The sequence below is a fragment of the Actinomadura rugatobispora genome (genome assembly GCF_055379765.1).
The window spans coordinates 10,117,133-10,137,109 of sequence record NZ_AP029191.1; the positions used below are offsets into that span (position 1 = coordinate 10,117,133).

The 19,977-nt window shown below is 73.3% G+C and carries 3 protein-coding genes; 1 reads left to right on the top strand and 2 read right to left on the bottom strand.

The features are described 5' to 3' along the window. Nucleotides 1-32 precede the first annotated feature (32 nt). Nucleotides 33-7,916: a SpvB/TcaC N-terminal domain-containing protein gene (locus ACZ466_RS45535; RefSeq protein ID WP_464041951.1), complete on the bottom strand. Its 7,884-nt coding sequence runs from the start codon at nucleotides 7,914-7,916 to the stop codon at nucleotides 33-35. A 569-nt stretch (nucleotides 7,917-8,485) separates the two neighbouring features. On the opposite strand from ACZ466_RS45535, the gene ACZ466_RS45540 reads away from it, so the two are divergent. Further along, on the top strand, nucleotides 8,486-18,370 hold the full coding sequence (locus ACZ466_RS45540) for a Tc toxin subunit A-related protein (protein WP_378287338.1): 9,885 nt from the start codon (nucleotides 8,486-8,488) through the stop codon (nucleotides 18,368-18,370). A 36-nt stretch (nucleotides 18,371-18,406) separates the two neighbouring features. Here the strand turns inward: ACZ466_RS45540 and ACZ466_RS45545 are convergent, their stop codons facing one another. Next, nucleotides 18,407-19,903 carry a protein kinase domain-containing protein gene (locus ACZ466_RS45545; RefSeq protein ID WP_378287339.1) on the bottom strand — a complete coding sequence of 499 codons (1,497 nt, stop codon included), beginning with the start codon at nucleotides 19,901-19,903 and terminating at the stop codon, nucleotides 18,407-18,409. Nucleotides 19,904-19,977 lie beyond the last annotated feature (74 nt).

A 19,977-nucleotide genomic window follows, 5' to 3' on the forward strand; every position in this document is an offset into this window, starting at 1 on the left:
GGCCGGCGGCCGCCGGCGGGCGCGGCCGGCGGTCAGCGGGCGTTGAGCCATTCGTAGGCGGCCTTGGCGTCGGCCTCGGTGGGCTTGAGATCGACCTTCGAACGGGCCTCCGCCTTGCGGTTCCACTCGTTGTTCGGGTCGAGCGCGCCGCCGGGGCCGTGGCACTGCGCGCAGAAGGGGTTGCGGCCCTCCTGCAGCGCCCGGTCGGCGAGCTTCTGGTCGTAGATGTTGTCGCCCTGGGGCTCGAAGACGAACTGCAGGGCCGAGGTCACCGTCGCCGCCGGGGTCAGGCCGTAGACGTCCTTCGTGACGCTCCAGGCCAGGTTCTCCGCGCTCAGGTTCCCCTCCACGATGGCGTCGGTGGTGTTGGCGGCCGGATTCGCCGTCTGGACGGCGGCGTAGGCGTCCCCGGTCTTGAACAGGACGTAGCCGGCGACGCCGAGCATGATGGCCTTGCCGACGAGGCCGCCGCCCTTCACCTTCGGGCCGTGCGCCTTCGGACCCTTCACCTTCGGGCCGCTGGCCTTCGGGCCCCCCTTCGGGCTGGTCACCTGCCCGGTCTTGAGGTCGAGGAACGGCTCCGGTCTCGGCTCCGTGCGGGTCCAGTCCACCTTGGCCCGCTCGGACAGGTCGGCGGTCGCGGGCCGCCGCCACTTGCTCGCCTCTCCGGCCGCTTCGAGGTTCGCCGCCGTCTTCGGGCCCTTCGCCTGCTCGTCGAAGTCGATGTGCTTGGCGACGTTGTGCGGCGTCACCTGCTTGCCGTCGAATCCGGGATCCCACACCGGCCGGTCGCCGATGCCCGCCTGAACCGTCGGGTCGGTCTTCCTGCCCCAGACCGAGGACATCTGCTGCCCCATCTTCTTCGGGTCGAGCCCGACCTCGGCCGCCTGCTGGACGCCCGTGTGGTGATGTTGCTCGATCGGCGTCTTCGAGAAGCCGGCGGCTCTCTTCTGCATCGGGTCGGGGACCTTCGGCTTCCCCTTCTGCACCGGCTTGGCGAGGTTCTGCTCCATCTCCTGCCTCTTCGCGGCCGTGTCCTTGGAGCGCTGGTCCTGGTACTTCTTGGGCGCGGCACCGGACGGGTCGTAGAACGCCACGGGGTTGCCGAGGGCGTACACGTAGAGGTCGGGCCCGGCGGCGAGCCCGTCCGGGTCGCAGGCCGTCCAGCGGCCCAGCCAGGGCGCGTAGTAGCGCGCACCGTGGTAGTACAGGCCGCTCTCCTCGTCGCGTTCCTTTCCGGTGAAGCGGTACCGGTTCGGCTCCACGGTCTGGCCGCTGACCGCCTGGTAGGTGGTGCTGCCGTACGGCGAGCACTCCTCGTACGAGATCACCTGGGCGGCCTCGTCGAGCTCCAGGGCGCCCGCGCCCACCTGCTCGCCGTACTGGTAGCGGACGCGCCGTCGCGGCACGCCCGGCTCGACGCCGGCGACACGGGTCTCGACCCTGGCGACGGTGTGCTCGTCGTCGGTGACGTGCAGCGTCTCGCGTTCCAGCGGATCGGAGCCGTGGCGGCGGTAGATCTCGAATCCGCCCAGGTAGAGGCGTTCCTCCTTGATCCCGCCGGGCTCGGACTCGGTCACCTTGCGCACGCGCGCGCCCGACGAGTCGTACACGTAGAAGGTGCGCTCGCCGTTGTCGCCCGCCTGCCGCCGCGTCATCCGCAGCTGGTCGTGGAAGTCCCACAGCATCACCGGCAGGTGGGGCATGTGCAGCAGGTTGCCATTGACGTCGTAGGCGTACGGCTCGGTCACCCCGCCGACGGTCGTGCTGGTCAGCCGGTTCGAGGACACGGCCGGGTCGAGCGCGCTCGGCTCGTCGTAGGTGTAGGCGCGCCGCCAGCCGGCGTGGGCCGGGTCGCAGCCCCGGTGCCGCATCGACTCGATGTTGCCCACGGCGTCGTAGGTGTAGCGCTCGATGTAGCGCCCCATGGCGTTGCCGTCCTCGGGGTGCTGCAGGCGCAGCCGTGCGAGGTCGTCGGAGGAGTGGGGGGTGGGCGCGTTCGGGGTGCCGCCGGTCTGGCCGAGGTGCTCGCGCCCGGTGGCCTCGATGAGCCGGTAGACGGCGTCGTAGGTGAAGTCGGAGCCCGGCGCCACCCGCCGGTTGCGGAAGAACACGGTCTGCTGGGCGTCGTCGCGCACGTGGGTGGTGTTGCCCGCCGGGTCGTAGGTGTAGCGGACGTTCCGCACCTGGCAGCCGGGCCAGGCGGCCGGGGCCGGGTCGGGGCAGTCGTCCGGGAAGGCGGCGGCGTCGCGCCGGGTGAGGAGGCCGGTGAGGCGGTTGGTCAGCGGGTCGTAGGCGTAGGTGGTCCGGGCGCCGTTGCCGTTGTCGACGAGCGTGCGCCGCCCCTTGGCGTCGTAGTCGACGCCGGTGACCGCGCGCAGGCTCGCGGTGGCGGGATCCAGCGGCCCCTCGGGCTCGGCGTCCAGGTCGAGCCAGACGTTCACCCGCTCCAGCAGCCCGGCGACGTTGTGCACGGGCTGGATGACGTTCACCACCGTGCCGGGCCGGTCGCTGTGCGGTGCGATCAGCTGGACGGGGCGGTTGAGCGCGTCGTAGCGGGTGCGTTCGGTGAAGGTCTCGTCGTCGAGCGGCACGTCGGCGGAGACGTCGATCGTGCCGGCGTAGTCGCGGGCGAACCGGCGCCGGGTCGACAGCACGTTGCCCTTGAAATCGTAGTCGCCGGTGATGACCACGCCCGACTGGTCGTGGACCTCGACCGCTCTGCCGCGCAGGTTGCCGGTCTCGGGTTCGGGACGGCTCTCGCCGTAGACGGTGCGCTCGATGAGGACCTCGGCGCCGTCCCCCTCCCGCAGAAGGGTGCCGGTGGGGCGGCGCAGCGCGTCGTAGAGGGTGCGGAACCGCCGGTCGTCGCCGTCCCAGAGAAGGCAGGGATTGCCGGCCGCGTCCGGCAGGGCCCGTGACTCGCCGGCCTCCATGCTGGAGCCGCCGATCTGGGCCCCGGCCATGTCGTGGACGTAGCGCGCGACGACGCGGCCCTTGGCGTCGATGACCTCGCGCTGCCGGTTCTGGATGTCGAGGACGACCTCGGTGCGGTGGAACTCCTCGACCGGTGCGGCTCCGGCGGGCGCGTCGCCGTAGGCGAACCTGTTGTGCAGGACCGTGGCGGCGGTACGGCCGAGCGCGTCGGCGTGGGCGACGGTGGGCGTCGCGGCGTGCACCCGCGTCCGCTCGGCCGCCCGTGTCTCGTGCCCGCGGTCGATCGGATCGGGGTAGCGCGCCGCGAACGCCTCCGCCTCGCGCGGATCGGTGCGCAGGGCATGCCACGTGGGCAGGTACTCGCCTGGGTCCGTCCGGGCGAAGTGCGGCCCGGCGTGCGGGTCCGCGGCGGGGTCGGCCACCAGAACGGTGTCGTTGGCGTCCCAGACCTCCTGCCGCCACGGATCGAAGACCACCTTCTCCCACGTGCGGTCGGGGTGGAGCGTGGCGACCGTCCGCTCCAGCGGATCGTAGAACCGGAGGGTCGAGACGCCGGCCCGGACATCGGGCTCGAAGCGATGGGTGCCGCTGAAGAACGGCTCGTACTCGCGGATCGGCTTGCCCTTGTTGTTGAACACCGTCCAGCCGGTGCCGACCCATCTGGGATCGGCGTCGTGCGGCGCCCCCGGAACCGACCCCGGAACCGACCCCGGCACGGGCCCCGGCTCGGCCTGGATCTTTCGCTGGATCTCGCGGCCGAACCCGTCGCCGTAGGCCAGCTCGACCCGGATCGGCACGGGCGCCGCCGCGCCGGCATGTACCTCCCGGGCGAACACGGCGGTCGGGGTGGGCACGCCGCCCTCCGGGGACGGGGAGCGTGAGTAGGCCCTCAGGTCACGCACGACGCGGGTGGTGGCGTCACCGAGCAGCGTGGCGGCCATCGGACCGGTGGGGTCGGCGAGGACCGCGTTGATCTCGGCCTGGGTCAGGTCGGCGCGGAAACCGGGGTCCAGCCGGTCGCCGGGCACCGGCACCTCCTCGGGTTTGCCCATGACCGCGGTGCCGGCGACCGCGCCGAGGGCGTCGTAGGCGATCGCCGTCCGGTTGCGGTTCGCGTCCATCACGAGGGCGGGCTGCAGGACGCGGTAGTCGTACGCGCCGCGGACCGGGGACAGCGCCGGGTCGAGCTCGCGGACGCCGACGGTGACACGGTTGCCCAGCGCGTCGCACGTCTCCAGGACCAGCAGGTCGTGCGCGTCGTAGGTGACGAACTGCTCGGTTCTCGCCTCCTCGGTGTGGAACGCGTCGCGGTAGCGGTGCGGGAGGAAGAAGTGGGCGCGGGCATGGGCGGCCTCGGCCTCCGGCGGATCGGCCGGGCCGGGCGAGTAGAAGACCCGCCCGGACGGCGCCCACCACCCGTCGTCGCCGGCCAGGCGTACGTAGCGGGCCTCGTCCGCGAGCATGGCGTCGGTGACGCGGTCGCCGTGGACGGCGCCGACGAGCCCCGGCGTGAGGGCGAGTCGGTAGCTCTCGTACGGAAGCGCCAGCGGCTCCACGACGCCCAGCGGCAGCGGGCCGGTGAGGTCGTCGCGGCGGAAGTACCCGCGCACGTGGTCGAGCAGGCGCTTCTCGCGCCGGCCGGGAGTGGGCTCCTGCTCGTAGGCGAGCGGCACGGCGGCCTTCACGGCCGCGTCGACCTCGTCGAAGGTGAAGCGGCGGCCCTCGACCGGTGTGAGACCGGTGAGCTCGTAGGTGCGCGAGGCGCACGGCAGCGGCGCCAGGTAGGCGCCGGGCGTGTCGATGGCGTTGGTGACGTCGTTCTCGATGTAGGTGGCGAGCATCCGCGCCTGGCTCTCACGGACCCTCTCGGGCAGCGCCGGGTCGGGGGCACGGCGCCCGTAGCCGAGGGTGACGGACCGCCGTTCGTTGCCGTACTCGTCGACCTCCAGGACGAGCGCGTGGCCGACGCGCGGGTCGGCGGGATTCCGCTCGTACTGGTAGGTGAGCCCCTCGCGCGCGTGCACCAGGAAGACCGCGTGCTCGTTGCCCGCGCGGGGCTGCAGCATCCGGACCGTGTAGTTCTGCTCGGTGACGGTGTAGGGGTGGCCGTACGGGTACTCGTCGGTGCCCGAGCCGTCGAGGGCGTACACCTCCTGGCGCAGCACCGAGCCGCGCAGGGCTCGGCACGCCTGGCGTTCCTCCTCGAAGGTCAGCCCGCCGGGCAGCACCGTGTCGTCCAGCAGCAGGGCTCTCGCCCGGGTGTGGCTCAGGCCGGGCTCGCGGTAGTACTCGCCGGGATCGCCGGCGTCGGCCGGCCCGGCGAAGGCGTTCGAGACGCCTTCCGCTCCGACGTGGACGCCGGTGTGCGTCCAGGTGCGGGTGAGGATCGGCGGTACGCGGGAGGCGGCGTCCTCGTTGGCCGCGGGCACCGCCGGGTCGAGCGGGTGCTCGGTGTCCCACTGCTCCACCATGCCGAAGCCGCGGAACTCCCGCTCCACGGGGTCGTAGTCGCCGTGGTGGTAGGCGTACCGGGTGACGAACCGGAGCCGGCCGACCCGGTCGAGGGTCTCGACCCGCTCGACGACGTGGACCGGGAACGGCAGGCGGGTGAGCCACGGCCGGCCCGCCTCGCGGTCCGCCAGGTAGAACCTCGTCGAGGGGGCGTAGCGGACCGTGGTCTCGCCGCCGAGGTTGTTGACCGCCCGCGTCAGCAGGTGCGGCTTCACCCCGCCCATCAGGTCGACGTACCGCAGCGGCCTGCCCGCCTCGGCGGGCGACGGCGACGCCCACACCAGGCAGAGGGTGCCGTTGCCGAGCAGGTCGACGGGCGTGATCGCGGCGAAGTCCTGGGCGGGCGGCGGGACGTTCAGGCGGCGCGCGTCGCCCAGGCCGTTGCCCGACCGGTTGAAGTAGAGCCGCACGCCGTCGCGGTGCAGGTAGACGAGGTCGGTCGTGCCCGACCCGTCGAGGTCGGCGAGCAGGACGCGGCGCTCGTCGAACTCCTCGGGCGAGTCGAACAGGGGCGAGCCGTCCATGGTGATCTTGGCGCCGAAGCGGCCGTGGCCCAGGTTCGGCCAGTAGCAGACCTCGCCGTTGCGGACGCGCACCAGGTCGCTGAGGCCGTCGCCGCTCATGTCGGCCAGGAGCGCCGAATGGCCGCCGTCGGCGAAGACGGCGCGCGGCCCGCTCTCCTCCTCGTCGTACGGCCGGGCCACCCGGCGCGCCGGCAGGAAGCCCGCCTCGGCCAGGGACGGGTGCCAGACGAGCGCGTCGTCCTCGGTGATGAGCACGTCGGCGAACCCGTCGCCGGTGAGGTCGGCCAGCCGCAGGTTCGCCGCCTCGGTGTCGCGGTTGAGGCGGGAGGTGAACGGCCGGAACGGGCGCCACCCCTCGCCGTCGTCGTGCTCGTGGAACCCGGGCATGGGGCCGTCCAGCGCGACCAGGTCGGGCCGCCCGTCGCCCGCCAGGTCCATGAAGCGGGCGGCGCCTGGGGCGCCGGTGAGCGGCGAGCTCGGCGAAAGGGGGACGGGCTCGGCACGGCCGAACCGGGCCCGGGGTGACAGCGGGCTGGTGTTGCGGTGGTAGTACCACGCGCCGGCCTGCTCCACGAGCACGCCGGAGACGCCCTCGCCGTGCAGGTCGACCCACTGGTGGTCGTGGCCGTCCAGGCCGTCCGGCAGCGTCGCCGGGTCGAGGTCGTGCAGCTCGTCGTGGATCTCGGGCCGGGAGTACTCGAACTCGACCGGCGGCAGCGACTCCTCGAGATAGGTGGCGAACTCGGCGCCGCCCCGCACGGCGGCGGGCCGGGTGTCGTCGCGGACGTGGCCCTTCTGCGTCACCCGGCGCAGGAACGAGCCGAACCGGGTGCTGCCCTGGTGGGACAGCTCCTCGTCGACCGTCACCGTCCGGCCGGAACCGGTGGGGCCGAGGTCGAGGTCGGCGTAGTCGAACTCGGTGGAGCTCACCAGCCCGTCGTAACCCGGCTCCCCGGCGTCGCCGCCGGGAATGTGGTGGAACATCAGGACGCGGAGGCAGCGGCGGTGGGTGCGCACCTCGAAGCCCGCGCGATACGCCGAGAACGGGTCGGGGCGCTCCGACCACGCGTGCGGTGCCGACGGCGACGCCCGGACGAACCGGTGCTGCTCGTCCTCCGGCACGCCCGGGTCGGGGGCGACCGGCTCGACGTGCCCTTCGTCGTAGTCGAAGACGACCTCGAACAGCCACGACGCCTTGCCGAGGTCCGGTTCGACGAGGCGCGAGACGCGGTTGCCGTACCGGATGCGCTTGAGATAGCGGTTGGAGCCCCGGGAACGGTGCCGTTCGCTCGCGCGCGCCAGGTCGACGCCGCGGGCGTCCTCCTCCACGTACTCGTAGACGAGCGCGCCGCCCTTGTCGTCGTAGCTCTCGCAGGCGAGCCAGCTGAACACCCGCGTGCCCTCGGCGACGCGCGACCGCCGGTCGGTGCCGTACCGCGTGGTCACACCGCCGGAGGTGACGGAGCGCCAGTGGACGTCGCCGGTGTCGCGCCGGGTCCAGCGCTCGATCCGGGCGAACAGGCCCTCGGTGCGCGGCCGGTAGCGATGGACGACGTACCCGGGGGCGGTGACCTCGTCGGCGAACCGGGTGCCGTCGGGACGCAGCACGGGGACGAGGTCCTCGACGCCGGAGAGCAGGTAGACGTCGGACTCGTCGCCGTCGCGGTACTCCGGGACGCCCTTGTCGGTCCTCCGGGTGATCGCGGGCGTGGACAGCCTCCACCCGTACCCGAACGGGCCGTTGCCGTTGGCGGAGTCGTAGGTCAGCGCCAGCTCGGGGCCGAGGCCCGAACGGGCCTCGCTCGTCGCGATCGGCACGCTCATGGAGCCGGTGCCGGTGGCGGTGCCGGCGGCGAACTTCTCGCCGACGCCGCGGACGGCGCCACCGCCCTTGGGCGGCGAGACGGCGGGGACCTGCACGCGCGAGAAGGCAAGATTCGGCATTCTGCACCATCTCGTCCGGACGGCCCGTCAGAGGCCGGCAGCTGGATGTGTCGGGGATCATCGTTGCTTTACCCTCCGGTCTTGGTGACTAATCCGCGAATCCCGGCTCCGGCGCGCCACGGAAAACGGCGCCGGGAGGGCTCTTCTGGCGCGGTCAGGGTCCTTTATCAGTGAACGAAGATCCAGTGCTCGGATCGCAGAAACAATCTTGATTCGTCCTGCGGACAAAGACGTCGTTCCAGTAGTAACAGGGAGGAATTCCGGAAGCGTGCGGAGTGCCGTTGACGATGATCGGAAAAGCCGGTTCGAGGGCGCTCGAAGATCGTGAAGCGACCGCCCGGTCGCCATTCGGAAAGTCCTCGCGATTCGCGGTTTGGCGGCCACGTCGGCCAGGAAGAATCGAGGGGACTCGACCCCCCTGGAGTCGCCGAACGGCGGACCCTGCCCTCGATCGCGAACGGATCTTCGCCATGTGATCGGGGCGGTGCCCGCCTTCCGGCGCCGACCACTCGCTGCCGATGTCTGAGCAGGCCAGGGCTTCACGACCGACAGGGCGGAAGGACGCGGACATGGCACTCATCGTGATACGGCTGCACCCGGTCGAACCCATCGGGGGCGCCGATTTCACGCCCTACCTCGACGGCCTGGAGATCGAGGCGTTCGATCTTTCGACGGCCTCTCCGCTGGAGGGCGTCTCGCTGGGAGTGGCGACCTATCGGGCGCCGGTCGATCCGCCGCCGACCGATCCTTTCCGCCCCAACCAGAATTCGGATATCGTGCAGCACTGGGGTCCGACGGAGGAGCCCCCGCCGGAGCCCCTTCCCGTGCCCGACGTGTTCAAGGCCGTGGCCACGGCGGTGATCCGGATCCCGTCCGGAACGGGCCCCGAGCACGGCTCGCCGGATCTGCGGCTGGTGATCAGGAGGAACGGCAGCACCATCGTCCACCGGCAGTTGTACTTCAACGTCCCGGTGGACCCGCAGCAAAATCGTCCGCCTCGTCGGAATTATCCGGATATTCCTACGTCCAGTGTTTATCTGGCGCTGCCCGCCCCGGGCACCGGGCTGGACACCGACGACTACGTCGAGGTGCCCGCCGACGGCACCCCGCCCCGGTTCACCGACCTGCGCAACGCCGTCCAGGCGGTCCTCGACGCTGATCCGGGGAGCGCGGCCCCGCTGCCGATCACGGAGCTGACACCGCTGCAGGCCCGCCACGTCGCGTACGAGATCGTCTGGAACCAGTCGTTCCGGCCGCTGCCCGCGCCCAAGGTCCGCTTCGGCGGGTCGCAGGCGTCCAGGGAGCTCGACTGGCTCTACACCCTGCCCGACAGCGGCAGGGAGCAGGGCGACGAGGTCAGCCGGGCCACGTTCGAGGGCGATCTGGACAGCTACTACGCCGTCGGCAACGCCGACTCCGAACGCCTCGCGCCGTTCGTCTACGCCCTGGCCGCCGCCCTCAGGGCCGAGGCGCTCAGCCGCGCCGCGTCCAGGGCCGGCCTGCTGATGCCGGTCTCGCTCGCGCGGGCCCCGGGCGGGGCGCGGTTCAAGTCGGTCCGGGTCGTCCTGGCGTCGGCCGTGCCCCTCGCCGACCCGCCCGCGCCCCTGGAGCCGGTCTTCGCCGTCCCCGCCGAGTACTTCTACGCGCTGGGCGCCGCACTGCCCACGAGCATCTCCGCCGAGCAGCGGTTCCAGCTCCACACGCTGCAGGAGGAGGACACGCTCAGGTCCGCCTTGCAGGCGGCCCTCGACTCCGGCGTGATCACGGCGCCTGCGGGCACCGGGATCGCCCAGGCGGCCAGGCGGCTGCGCGCCCTGGGCGCGGTCCAGGGCTCGGCGCCGCAGTTCGCGCTGAACGGGGCCGATCCCATCCGCGCCAACGTGCGGTCCCTGGTCGAGGCATGGCTCGCCTACCAGGGCGAGGACATCGACGGCTTCTGGGCCGGCGTCACCGATCCGGGCCGTCTCGCGGGCCATCTGGAACTGGTCCTGCTGGTCCTCGCCGGCGGCCACGGCCCGCTCATCGGCGCGATCAAGACCGGGCTGGGCGCCGCAAGCGCGGACGACATCGACGACCGCCCGGCCGCCGACTGGCAGGCGCTGTTCGCCGGGCCGGACGCGGCGGACCTGCTGCCGGACTTCACCCGGCCGGGCAGCGTCGCCGAACGGGTGGCGGCGTTCATCCGCCACGTCCAGCAGTTCTTCGCGATCGTGCAGGAGTCCGCACCGATCTTCGAGGAGCCGCAGGGCGGGCCGCCCCGCCTCCCGAGACCGCCGGGCGACCTCATCACCGCCTTCATCACGACCTTTCCCAGCGGCGACTTCGAGTTCGGGGAGGAGTGGACCGACGAGCGGGCCGCGGCCGTCAGGGCCCACATCGCCGCCACGCTGCCCGATGACGAGGCGGCGGGGGAGCGGCTCTGGCAGGCGCTGACCACGCTCAACGAGCTGAGCCTGCTGACGGGGGCGGCGGGCGCGGCGGGCACGCCGCCGCCTCCGTGGACGACCGAGCGGGCCTTCTCGATCATGGAGGCCCTGTACGCCCGCGGGTTCACCGGCCGCGCCCGGATCGCCGAATCGGCCAGGGAGGACTTCCGGGCCGCGCTGACCGGGACGGTCGCCTGGGAGCACGCCGACACCCTCTACGAACGCGCCGGCGGACTTCCGGACGAGCCCTCACCGAACGGCGGCACCCCGGACGGCGGCGAGTTCCGGCCCGTGAACCCCGACGGCCGGCTGGTCAACTGCGTCCCTCCACCGCACCGTTCCCCCCTCGGCCCGGTCGCCTACCTCCACGACCTGCTCCGGCTCACCGAGGACTCCACCTGTGAAGACCCGTTCGGGGACGAGCCGGAGCGCGAGGCGGCCGCCACGCTCGCCGAACTCCTGGCGGGCCGGCGGGGCAGGCTGGGCGAACTGGCCGCGAGCCGGGCCGCCCTCGAGATCCCCGTCCCCGTGATCGACCTGGTCAACGAGTGCCTGGAGGCCGCCGTCGACGGCCCGCCGGGCAGCGGCGGCGTCGTGTACGACACCCACGCCGCCTCGCTCGGCGGCCACTCGCTGGCCGAGCACGACCCGGCCACCCTGTTCGCGGCGCTGCCCGAGCACTCCACCCCCGCAACCCCGGTCAGGCGGCCCGGCGCCTACGAGAAGCTCAAGATCGACTTCTCCGCGCCGTCGCTGCCCTACGCGCAGGCCCTGGACATCAACCGCACCTACCTGGCGCACCTGCGCACCAGCCGGTACGCGGTCATGCGCCGCTTCCGCGCCGACATCACCGAGCAGGCCCTCGACCCCGCCGACCAGCCGCCCGACTTCCAGCGGCACCTGTGGCGCTACCCGGTGAAGCGCGAGCTCGCGGCCGAGTACCTGCACCTGTCGCCGGAAGAGCTGGAGCTGCTGTTCACCCGCGACGTCCCCGAACAGGACCCGGAGGGGCGGCTCGTCCTGCACGAGCTGTACGGCTTCGACGCCGACACCGTCGGGGAGACGCACTGGACCGAGATCGTCGTCCGGCTCCCGGAGTTCCTGGAGCGCACCGGCCTGACCTGGTGCGAGTTCCTGGAGCTGTGGCGTTCGGGCTTCGTCCGCTTCGCCCGGTCCGGCGGCGAGGGGCCGCGCCGCTTCCCCGACTGCGAGCCGTGCGATCCGCACGCCTACCACATCCGCTTCCAGGATCCCTCGTCGCCGGTGGACGCGCTGCGCCGGCTGGCGGTGTTCATCCGGCTGTGGCGCAAGCTCCAGGGGGTGGCGAACGCGCGCTACGACTTCGCCCGGCTCCGGGATCTCTGCGTCGCGTTCGAGCTGTTCAGGCCCGACGGGATGATCAACCCCGACTTCGTGCGCGACCTCGCCGCCTTCCAGATCCTGCGCGACGACTTCGGCGCCGCCCTCACCGATCCGCTCGACCCCCCGGCCCCGGCCGCCACCGGCCCCGACCGCACGCACCTGCTGGCGCTGTGGGCCGGTCCCGGGGCGGCCAAGCGGGCCTGGGCGCTGGACGAGCTCCTCGACCAGGTGGCGGCCCACGGGCGCGACCGGCACGGCCGCGCGCCGCGCGGGCCCGAGTTCCTGAAGCTGCTGGCCGACAACCTCGGCCCGCTGTCGCTGCTCGCCGGTTTCGACCCCGACCCGGCGAGCGGCGACCGCTGGGACGCGCGCCCGGCCCACACGCTGCGCTTCGCCGAGGTGCTGGCCAAGATCTACGCGTCCGACTTCGGCGTCGGCGAGGTGCTGCTGCTGTGCACCGCCGACCCGCACCTGGACGGCGACGACCCCTTCCCGCTCCAGCCGGGCAACGAGGCGCTGGACGACCCGCTGGCGCTGCCCGACGACCAGTCCGCCCACTCCCTGTGGGCCCTGCGGGCGTGCCTCACGGCCGCCGAGGACCAGGTCGGCGGCGAGGACGCGGCCGCCTGGACCTGGGACCGGATCGAGCAGACCCTCCGGGACCGGTTCGGCTACGGCCCGCCGGTGTCCGGGCCGGACCCGTTGCGCAGGCTCGGCACCCGCTTCTTCCCGGCCGCCGTCGCCGCGGCGGGCGTCCCGGTGGCGCCCGGGGACCGCCAGTACCGGCAGCCCCTGGCGCCGACCTCCGCGCCGATGTGGAACACCCCGCCGGGGCCGTTCCGCTACGACACCGCCGTCCACGAGCTGTGGGCCGAGCTGCCGCTCAGCGGCGAGGCGGTGATCGCCAAGCTGGGCCGGATCCGCCAGCTGAGCGCCGTCGAGCAGCGCGCCGTCCGCCAGCTGTACTTCGCGCCCCGGGCCGATCTGGCCCCGTTCGCCTTCGTCGTCGGCGACCTCCGGGAGGCCGAGGAACGGCTGATCGAGGAACCCGACGAGGACGCCCGGTGGGCCTGGTTCCAGCGGCGGTTCGCCCTCTTCTACCGCCGCTGCGAGCTGATCGCCGAGCATCTGGCCGCGCACGTCGACGACTGGTCCGGGCGGGCGACCACCGAGGGCTCGGAACTCGCCTGGAGCGTGCTGCGCGAGCTGTCGGCCGACGAGAACGCCGGCACCGAGCCCTGGGAGCGCGACGGCGGAGAGCCCCCGTCGACCCTCTGGCCGGACCGCCCGTCCGCCGGCGCGTTCGCGGCCCTGCTCGGCCTCGCCGGCACCGGCCTGCCCGGGGAGTACACCGCCGAGGGCCGGGGGCTGGTGTGGCGTGAGGCGCGCGGGCCGCTGTCGGTGTTCGGCACGGGGGAGAACGCCGGCAACAGCCCGATCCCGACCGTCGTCCCGGCCCTGGACCTGGCCCCGACGGCCGTCGAGCGCGAGTTCGTCGACTTCCGCAACGGCTTCGCCACCGCCAACGTGGACGGCCGCCCGCTCGGCGGAGCCGAGGGCTACACCGTGCGCTGGACGGGCACGCTGCTGATCGAGGCGGGCGGCCCCTACGAGTTCCGGGCCGGCGCGCCCACCCCGGACGGCCTGCCGCCCGACTTCGCGGCCGCGACCGGGCGCTGGCTCGTCACGCTGCGGCGCGGCCAGCGCCGCTGGGTCGTGCTCAGCCACGACTGGCCGGACGAGACCGTCCCGGGCGATCGCGCCGACCCGCTGCGGCTGGCGCGCGGCGCGTACCGGCTCAGCGTCGAGTTCGTCCAGCCCCGGCCGGCCCATCGCGACGCCGAGGACCTGACACCGGCCGTCGGCGGGTTCCAGCTCAAGTACGCGGGCCACGACACCTGCGACGACCTGATGGCGATCCCGCACTCGCAGCTGTTCGGCGAGCGCAAGGACGGCACCCTGGCGGCGGACGTCCAGGGCGTGGACGGAACGGCGCGGCAGTACCTGGAGCGGCACTACACCAGCAGCCTGCGCGACATCCGCCGCACCTACCAGCGCGCGTTCACGGCCCTGCTGTCCGCGCACCGGTTCGGGTTGTCGGCCCGGCCGATCGCCGACGACGGCCAGTCCGAGATCGGCTACCTGCTGACCCACCCCGACCTGTTCGCGGGGACGTCGTCCTACCGGGCGGGCGGCATGCCGTCGGGCCCCTTCACCAGCCACCGCGCCTGGTTCGCCCCCGATCTGCTGCCGCTGCTCGACCACTACCAGGCGCCGTCCCCGGCCCGGGACCAGCGGGCCGAGCCGTCGGCACGGCGCCGGCAGGCGCTGTTCGACCAGTGGGAGCGGATCTTCGACTACACGGCCGTGCGGCGGGCGACGGCGTCGGCGCCCGAGCCGCCGCTGTGGCTGCTGTTCCACGAGGCCGCCGAGGACCACCCCGACGTGAGCGCCCAGCTGCAGCGGCATCTCCACGTCGACCTGCGGCACCTCCCGCAGGCGCTCACCTACGCCGGCCACACCGTGACCGGCGCCGACCTGCGGGACGAGCGCTGGACGGTGCGGGTCTGGCACGCCGACCGGTGGTTCGACCGGCTCCGCGAGGACTTCCTGATCGAGGACGTCCGGACCGCGCGCCCCGACCTGTGGGCGGCCGACGACCCCGGCGCCGGCACCGGCGACGGCTCGGGCAACGCCGTCCTCACCAGGTTCGTGCGGGACGGCTGCCTGGAGAACGGCGAGCCCCGCCGCTACACCGACGTCCAGGCCCTCAACGACGGGTTGCGGCTGCGCGGGCGCGCCGCGCTGCTGGCCCACCTCGGTCAGGATCCGCCGGCCCTCCAGGAACTGCTGCTCATCGACGTGGACGCCGGTCTGCGCCAGCGGGCCACCAGGATCGAGGAGGCCGTCAGCGCGGTCCAGACGTTCGTCCAGCGAGCCCGGCTCGGGCTGGAGCCGGCCCTGCCGGTCCCGGCGGGCTTCGCCCTGCTGTGGGACCGCCGGTACGCCACCTACCGGATCTGGGAACGGTGCGTCCGCCGCCGTCTCTACCGCGAGAACTGGATCGACTGGGAGGAGCTGGGGGAGGCCCGCCGCGGGGAGGCGTTCCGCCTCGTCGAGGACGAACTGCGCCGCACGTCCCTGACCTCGCCCGTCCCCGGCGGCCTGCTGCACTGGCCGGCGGACCGGCCGCCGGCCCATCCCGGCCTGACCGCCCTCCAGGCGCGCGAGCCCGCCGTTCTGCGTCGCGTCGACCTTGATCGCCATGGATTCGACCTGCAGGGCATGCCCGAGCGCCACGCCCGCCTGTCCTGGCTCGCGGCGGCGGGCCTCCCGGCGCGGCACCGGACCCTCGCGGGCGACGCGAGCGCGGCGAGCGACGCGACCGACGCGACCGACGCGGCGATCGCGGACGGGACCGGGACGCCGGAGCGTCCGCTGCCGTGGTGGGTTCAGGCCGCGACCCGCATGGGGGTGCGCTTCGTCCGGGTCGCCGCCGCGGGGGAGCCCCCTGCCTCCACCGAGTTCGTCCCGCACCGCGAGGGGTGCGAGCCGGCCTGCTGCCGCGACTGCGGCGAGCCGCACGCCGCCACGGTCGACGAGTACTACTTCTGGCTCCTCGACGCCCGCTTCCACAAGGCCGTCACCCAGGTCGCCGACGACGGCCACGGCCGGATGCCCGCCCCCACCGACCCGGCCGGCCCGGCCCGCGCGGCCGACCCTGACGGCAAGGTGCCGTGGAGCTGGCACGACGCGGGCGTCCTGCCGCGCCTGCTGCAGTGGCCGAGCGACCCGGCGGTCCACCTGGCCTGGAGCCGGGTGCACAACGGCGAGTTCAGTCAGCCCCGCCGGTCGTCGGAGCCGCTGCGCGTGCACGCCCCGGAGCCGGATCTGGAATTCGCCGGGAGGAGCGACGACTCGCTGCGCTTCACGGTCGAGGGCGGCCAGGCCCCGGAGGGCTACCCGTCCGCGCCCGAGCCGGGGTTCCGCTACGACCTGGCGGACGACGCCGCGACGCCCCTGCCGCTGCTGCACGAGACTCCGCCACCGCCCACCTACCCGGGCGGCCTGACGACCTTTCCCTACTTCGCCTTCCACGCGCCCGGAGCACCGATCCTGCCGCCGTCCGTGCACGCCCCGGCCATCGCGGTCGCGGCGAGCCTGCGCGCCCACTGCCGGTTCGAGGCCGCGCTGCGCTGGTACGACCTCGCCTTCGCCCCGCTGCGGTCAGACACGAGCTGGCTGCGCCACCACGCCCTCGGCGACGGCGCGGACCACGACGTCGCCACCCTCCGGGACCGAGCGATCCTGCTGAACTATCTGGAGACGCTCGACGAGTGGGGCTCGGCACTGCTGCGGGGCAACACGCCGGAGTCGTCCCAGCAGGCCCGGCTGGTGTTCGAGACGGTGGCCAGGGTGCTCGGCCAGGCCCCGCCCACGGTGCTCGCGGACGATCCCCACGGCCCGCCCCATCCCGTGGCGGACTTCGTCCCCGACCCCGCTCCGCTCAACCCGCGCCTGCTGGCGATCTACGAACGCAACGCCGACCGGCTCGGACTCGTCCACGCCACCCTGAACGCCGACCGGCTGCGGCGCGACCAGCGGCCCTACTGGAGCGACCCCGCCCCGGGGGAGAGCACCCAGCCGTGCCTGGACGACCTCGACTGGTGCGCCCCCGACAGCTGCTACCGGTTCGCGTACCTGATCCAGAAGGCGCACGAGCTGGCCGCCGAGCTGCGCAACCTGGGCAACGCCCTGCTCGGCGCCTACGAGAAGGGCGACGCCGAGTACCTCGCCACGCTGCGCGCGACGCACGAGCGCCAGCTGTCCGACCTCACCCTCCAGATCCGCCAGAACCAGTGGCGCGAGGCCGACTGGAACGCGCAGGCGCAGCGCAAGGCCAAGGAGATCGCCCAGACCCGCCAGCGGTACCACAACCTGCTGATCGAGAACGGGCTGAGCAACCGCGAGGACGAGCACGTCTTCCTCGTCTACGCGGCGCTGGCGCTCCGGGCGACGGGCAACATCGCCGAGGCCATCGCGCAGGGGATCGGCGCGACCCCCGACATCTTCGCCGGTGTCGCCGGGTTCGGCGGATCGCCGCTGTTCTACCAGCAGATACCGATCGGCTCGAAACTCGCCTCGGTGTTCGCGACCGCGGCCCGCATCGCCAATTCGCTCGGCGAGCTCTCCACGACCACCGGCGGGCTGCGCCTGACCCAGGCCGGATGGGAGCGGCGCGAGGAGGAGTGGCGGCACCAGGTCGAGGTCCTCGGCCTCGAGATCCAGCAGGCCGAACGGCACATCCTCGCCGCCGAGCGCCGCCAGGACATCGCCCTGCGCGAGCTGAACACCCACCGGCGGCAGATGGAGAGCTCGGCGGAGGTCCACGACTACCTGCGGGACAAGTTCACCGCCCACCAGCTCTACCTGTTCCTGCAGCGGGAGACGGCGGCGTTGTACGCGCAGACCTACGACCTGGCCCTGCACGTGGCGCGCCAGGCCGAGCGCGCGTTCAACTACGAGCGCGGGCACACGCGCTCGTTCATCACCGGCGAGGTCTGGGACGGGCTGCACGAGGGCCTCCAGGCGGGCGACCGGCTGGCCGTCGCCCTCAAGCGGATGGAGCACGCCTACCTGGACGACAACCGCCGCGAGTACGAGATCACCAAGCACCTGTCGCTGCGCCTGCTCTTCCCGCTGGAGTTCCTGACCCTGCAGGCCACGGGCAGCTGCGAGATCGAGATCCCGGAGTGGCTGTTCGACCAGGACTACCCGGGTCACTACATGCGGCGGATCCGGAACGTGAGCCTCAGCGTCCCGTGCGTCGTCGGCCCGTACGTCGGCGTGCAGAGCCGGCTGACCCTGCTGGGCAGCACGACCCGCGTCGATCCGCGCCTGGTCGATCCGCCCGGCGCCTGCTGCCCGGACGGCCGTCCCGGCGCGGGCGGCTACGACCCGGTGCCCGACGATCCCCGGATCGTTACGCGGCACACGGCGTCCGAGGCGATCGCCACCTCGGCGGGGCAGAACGACCACGGGATGTTCGAGCTGAACTTCCGCGACGACCGGTACCTGCCGTTCGAGTTCGCCGGCGCGGCCGGCCGCTGGCGGATCGAGCTGCCGCCCGAGAACAACCACTTCGACGTCGCCACCCTCGCCGACGTCGTCCTGCACCTCAACTACACGGCGCGCGAGGGCGGCGACGAGCTGCGCCGCGCCGCGAGCGAGAGCGCGCGGCGCCACCTGCCCGGCTCCGGCGTCCGGTACTTCGACGTCGAGCACGACCTCCCGGACGCGTGGCGGCGCCCGCGCGCCCATGAGATCCGGCCGGCCCTGGGACGGACCATGTTCCCGTTCCTGCAGGGGCGGCGCGATCCGCGGGTGACGCGGATCGGGCTGTTCCTCGAGGTCCCCGGCGCGGCACCGAGCACCCACCACACGGTCGAGTTCGAGCGGTCGCCCGGCTGCGGCACGGCCGCCCGGCCCGTCGACGTCCACTGCGTCGCCAGTGCCGACTGGCCGCAGCTCTTCTGCGGGGTGCTGGAGCTGCCGGAACCCGTGGTCCTGGGGAGCACGCCTGAGACGCTCGGCGTGTTCCGGCTGCCTCCGGGGCTGGAGCAGGTCTGCCGCGTCCACCTGCTGTGCTGGTACGACGTCGTCTGATCCCGGAGGGCGGACGATCTTCGTGCGGCGCGCGGGTCAGCCGGGCAGGGCGAGCAGGGCGCCGACCGTGGTCTCGGCGCCCCACCCCGGCAGCACGCGGGTCACCGGCGGCAGCTGGGCGAGCAGCGCGGCGTGCTGGTGGCGGTGCCTGAAGTCGGGAGTGTGGAGCGTGAAGCCGGTGAAGAGGGCGTGCAGCTCCTCGCTGTAGAGCCAGACGCCGCCCCGGATGTGGCTGGGCACGTCGATCACCGTGAGCCGCGCGTCGCCGATCTCGAAGTCGTCATCGCGCTTGTAGAGCGTGTCGGGGCGGGCCTTCCGGAGCGCCTTGCGCTGCGCCGGGTCGGGCACGTGCAGAGACGCCCGTTCAAGGTGGGAGCGCCAGCGCGGCAGCGCGGCCTGGGGCAGGGCGACGTAGGCGTTGGCGGAGACGTTGCGGGCGTTCATGACGTGGATCTCCTCGCCGTCGGTGAGGATGACCGCCACGGCGTCGCGGCCTCCGACGACCCGGCTGATGCCGTCCACGCGGGACGCGGGGTCGATCACGAAGACCTCGTCGTCGTCGCCCACGACGTAGGTGTTGGCGGGCGCGCCGTTGTCACCGGTGACGACGGTCTCGACGCGCGTGCCGCCGGCCGCGTACGGCGGCCGCGCCGGCACGGGGAGGGCCGGCGGGAACGGAGGCGGCGTCGGGGCGGGCCCCGGCGGGGGCGCGGTGCCCGCCGTGCGCAGCAGCTCCAGCACCGCGCGGGCGTCGGCGGGACGGGCGCGCGGATCCTTGGCCAGCAGTGAGTCCACGAGCCGGTCGAGGGAGTCGGGAAGGTCGGGGCGCAGCGACCGGATCCTCGGCGCCGGTTCGAGCACGATGCTGCGGATGAGCACCGGGAGCGTGTCGGCGTCGAAGGGCGCCCGGCCGGTCAGCAGCGCGAAGAGCACCACGCCGAGCGCGTAGAGGTCGGCGCGGAAGTCGACCTCGCCGCCGCTCTCGAACTGCTCGGGGGCCATGAAGGCGGGGGTGCCGATGACGGCGCTGCCGGTGAGGTTGGTGATCTGGTCGGCGTGCCGCGCGATGCCGAAGTCCATCACCGTCACGTGGTCGCCGGGGAGCAGCATGACGTTGGCGGGCTTGATGTCGCGGTGCACGACGCCCTGCTCGTGGGCGGCCCGCAGCGCGTCCGCCGCCTGCGCGGCGATCCGCAGCGCCCGGTCGACCGGGAGGCCGCCCGGATGCCGCCGGATGAGGGCCGACAGGTCCTCCCCGTCCAGCAGTTCCATCACCAGGAACAGCGCGCCGCCGTCGTCCCCGCCGTCGTGGATCACGACGATGTTGGGGTGCCGCAGGCGGGCGCTGATCTCCACCTCGCGCTGGAACCTCTGGATCAGGAGGGGGTCGGCGCCCTCCGGCTTGGCCAGCATCTTCACGGCCACCGGGCGGCTCAGGCGCGTGTCGACGCCGCGCCAGACCTCCCCCATGCCGCCGCGTCCCAGCAACGACTCGAGCCGGTATCGCTCCGCCAGTACCAGCCCGCCGCGCACTGGTCCTCCCGCCTGTCCCGTGAAGTCCGTCCACGGAAACATACCGGCGCCCGGCGGGGCGGTCGAAAGCCGGT